General features: G+C 66.8%; 4 protein-coding genes. All 4 read left to right on the top strand.

Translation table 11 applies throughout. From position 1 onward, the window contains the following. Nucleotides 1–649, top strand: a 649-nt coding sequence (locus AC1DY5_RS50050) for an acyl-CoA dehydrogenase family protein (protein ID WP_478121745.1), incomplete at its 5' end; no start/stop codon positions are given. A 34-nt stretch (nucleotides 650–683) separates the two neighbouring features. After that, a complete protein-coding gene (locus AC1DY5_RS50045; RefSeq protein WP_478121744.1) occupies nucleotides 684–1,715 on the top strand; it encodes an acyl-CoA dehydrogenase family protein in 1,032 nt (343 codons plus the stop codon). Between the two features lie 15 nt (nucleotides 1,716–1,730). Further along, entirely contained in the window at nucleotides 1,731–2,516 is a 786-nt protein-coding gene (gene paaG / locus AC1DY5_RS50040) for a 2-(1,2-epoxy-1,2-dihydrophenyl)acetyl-CoA isomerase PaaG (protein ID WP_478121747.1), read from the top strand. A gap of 15 nt (nucleotides 2,517–2,531) precedes the next feature. Continuing rightward, nucleotides 2,532–2,816, top strand: a 285-nt coding sequence (locus AC1DY5_RS50035; protein ID WP_478121746.1) for an NAD(P)H-dependent flavin oxidoreductase, incomplete at its 3' end; no start/stop codon positions are given.

The raw sequence follows: 2,816 nt of genomic DNA, 5'->3' as shown, positions 1-2,816 counted from the left end.
GCTTGTGCGCACGGACCCCAACGCGCCCAAGCACAAAGGCATCAGCTGGGTGATCTGCGACATGAAGACCCCGGGCATCACGCTGCGGCCGATCGAGATCATGACCTCGCCGAACCAGGTGCATTTCGTCCAGTGCTTCTATGACGAGGTGCGCATTCCGCTGAGCAATGTGGTGGGCGAAATCAACGACGGCTGGAACGTCGCGATGTCCACCCTCGGTTTCGAGCGCGGCACTGCCCAGATCAAGGACCAGATCCGCTACGCCTTCCTGGTGGAGCAGATGATCGAGGAGGCCCGCAAGCGCCTGGGCTCGGACAGCCCGCTCTCGCGCGACGAACTCGGCGCGCGCCTGGCCCAGTTGCGCGCCGACATGGCGGCAGCTCGCGCCATGACTTATATGGTGATGTCGCGCGCCGAAGCCGGCCTGCAGGGATCGGAGAGTTCCATGATGCGTGCCATGGTCGGCGAAGTACAGCAACGCGCCCGCCGCCTCGCGCTCGACGTATTGGGCCCCGACGTGCTCGAGAACCGTGAAGACCACGACTGGGTTTACTACTACCTGCGGTCCTTCTCCATCACGATCGCCGCCGGCACCGCGCAGATCCAGCGAAACATCATCGGCGAGCGCGTGCTCGGCCTGCCGCGCTGAAGCGCCGCCCACCCAGAAAGCCAAGGAGCGAAGCTTGAACCTGCTGCCTTCCGCCGACCAGACCGAAATCATCGACACGCTGCGCGCGTTCCTGTYGGAACAAGCCCCCGTCGCTCGATTCCGTCCACCGGCACCCCAGATCGGCAATCTCGATCACCAATACTGGCCCAGGCTCGGCGAGCTGGGTTTTCTCGGCGTGGCCATCGGCGAGGACCAGGGCGGCATCGGCCTGAGCGCCGCCGAGGACATGCTGGCCCACAGGGAGTTCGGGCGTCACCTGCTGTCTCCCGCTGTCATGGGTCTGACCCTGGGCGCCCAGCTCGCGGCCGCCTGCGGCGAGTCCGAGCTCCTGGGCCAGCTGATCGCCGGCGAGATCCGGGTCGGTCTGGCCACGCCACGCGGCCCGGTGAAAATCGGCTGGGAGTGCCAGGGCGGATTCCACCTCCTCGACGGGCACGACGCCGCCTGGCTGCTCTGCTGCTGCGAGCAAGGCACGGCGTTGCTGCGGCGCGAAGACTTCAGCGGCATCGAAGACGTGCTGGGCACCGACAACGTACTGGGCCTGGAGCGCGCCTCGCTCAAGGGCGCCAAACCCGCGCTGTGGCTCGATGCCCACGAGAACACGATCTACCAGCGCGCGCTACTGATGGCCGCGGCCTACGCGGTGGGCATGGCCGAGGCCACGCGCGACATGGCTGTTGAATACGCCAAAGTGCGCGAGCAGTTCGGCAAGCCGATCGGCTCCTTCCAAGCCGTCAAGCACATCTGTGCGGACATGGCCATCCGCGCGGAGTCGGCCTTGTGCCAGCTCACGATGGCGGCCCTGGTGATGGCCGAGCAACATCCGGGGTTGGATTTCCAGATCTGCTCCGCCAAGCTCGTGGCCACGAAGGCCGCCCTGGAGAACGCCGCGCAGAACATCCAGGTCCACGGCGCCTTCGGCTTCACCTCCGAAGCCGACGCGCACCTGTACCTCAAGCGCAGCCATGTGATCGACCAGTTCGCCGGCGACCTGCGCCGCCAGCGCGAACGACTGATCGATCTGCCCTTCCCTGAGGCGGACTGAACGATGACAACGATGATGGACCTGCAAGCTACGCAGTTCAGCGTGGAAGCCGGCATCGCGCGCCTGACACTGGCGCGTCCCGAGCAGTTGAACGCCTTCACCGTGCGCATGCATGCAGAGTTCGCCCAAGCCCTCGATCGAGTGGAAAGCGATCGCAGCGTCCGCGTGCTGCTGATCACCGGCGCAGGCCGGGCTTTCTGCGCCGGGCAGGATCTGGGCGAGCGCAATGTCGAAGCCGGCCCCCTTGACCTGGGCGCCAATATCGAGAAGTACTACAACCCGCTGGTCCGTAGGCTCACCGCCCTGCCGGTGCCCGTGGTATGCGCCGTCAACGGCGTGGCCGCAGGCGCCGGGGTGAACCTGGCACTGGCCTGCGACATCGCAATAGCCCGGCAGGGCGCGAAATTCGTCCAGGCCTTCTCCGCCATCGGCTTGGTGCCTGACGCTGGCGGTACCTGGCATCTGCCCCGCGCCATCGGCCAGACCCGAGCCCTGGGTTTTGCCCTCACCGGCGAGCCAATTAGCGCCGAGCGCGCTGAGGCCTGGGGCATGATCTGGAAGGCTGTGCCGGACGATCACTTTGAAGCCGAGGTCGAAGCCCTGGTCCACCGCTTGGCCGCCGGCCCCACGCGCGGGCTCGCCAATGCCAAACGGGCCATCCGTCTTGCCGCTACGTCCACCCTCGACGAGCAACTCGACCGCGAACGCGACCTGCAACGTGACAGCGGCCTGACCGACGACTATCGCGAAGGCGTCAGCGCCTTCAAGCAAAAGCGCGCCCCGCACTTCACAGGGACCTGAGCGATGCTCCATCCGATCAGAACCCGCGTCACCGAATTGCTGGGCAGCGAGGTGCCGATCATCCAGGGTGGCATGCAATGGGTGGGCCGTGCCGAGCTGGCCGCCGCCGTGTCCAACGCCGGGGGGCTGGGCATGCTGACCGCGCTGACCCAGYCCGCGCCTGACGACCTGCGCCGCGAGATCGCCCGTTGCCGCACGATGACGGACAAGCCTTTCGGCGTGAACCTGACGATCCTGCCGGCCGTCACGCCGCCGCCGTATGAGGCCTTCATCGACGCGATCATCGAGTCGGGCGTGCGC

The sequence above is a fragment of the Variovorax sp. P4_D9 genome, assembly GCF_056401695.1.
Note: the sequence above shows the minus strand (reverse complement) of the source record. Positions and strands in the feature narration are given on the sequence as shown.

Bases quoted from the DNA above. Each gene is read 5' to 3' on its own strand.
- paaG (WP_478121747.1), top strand. From the start codon at position 1,731: ATGGACCTGCAAGCTACGCAGTTCAGCGTGGAAGCCGGCATCGCGCGC.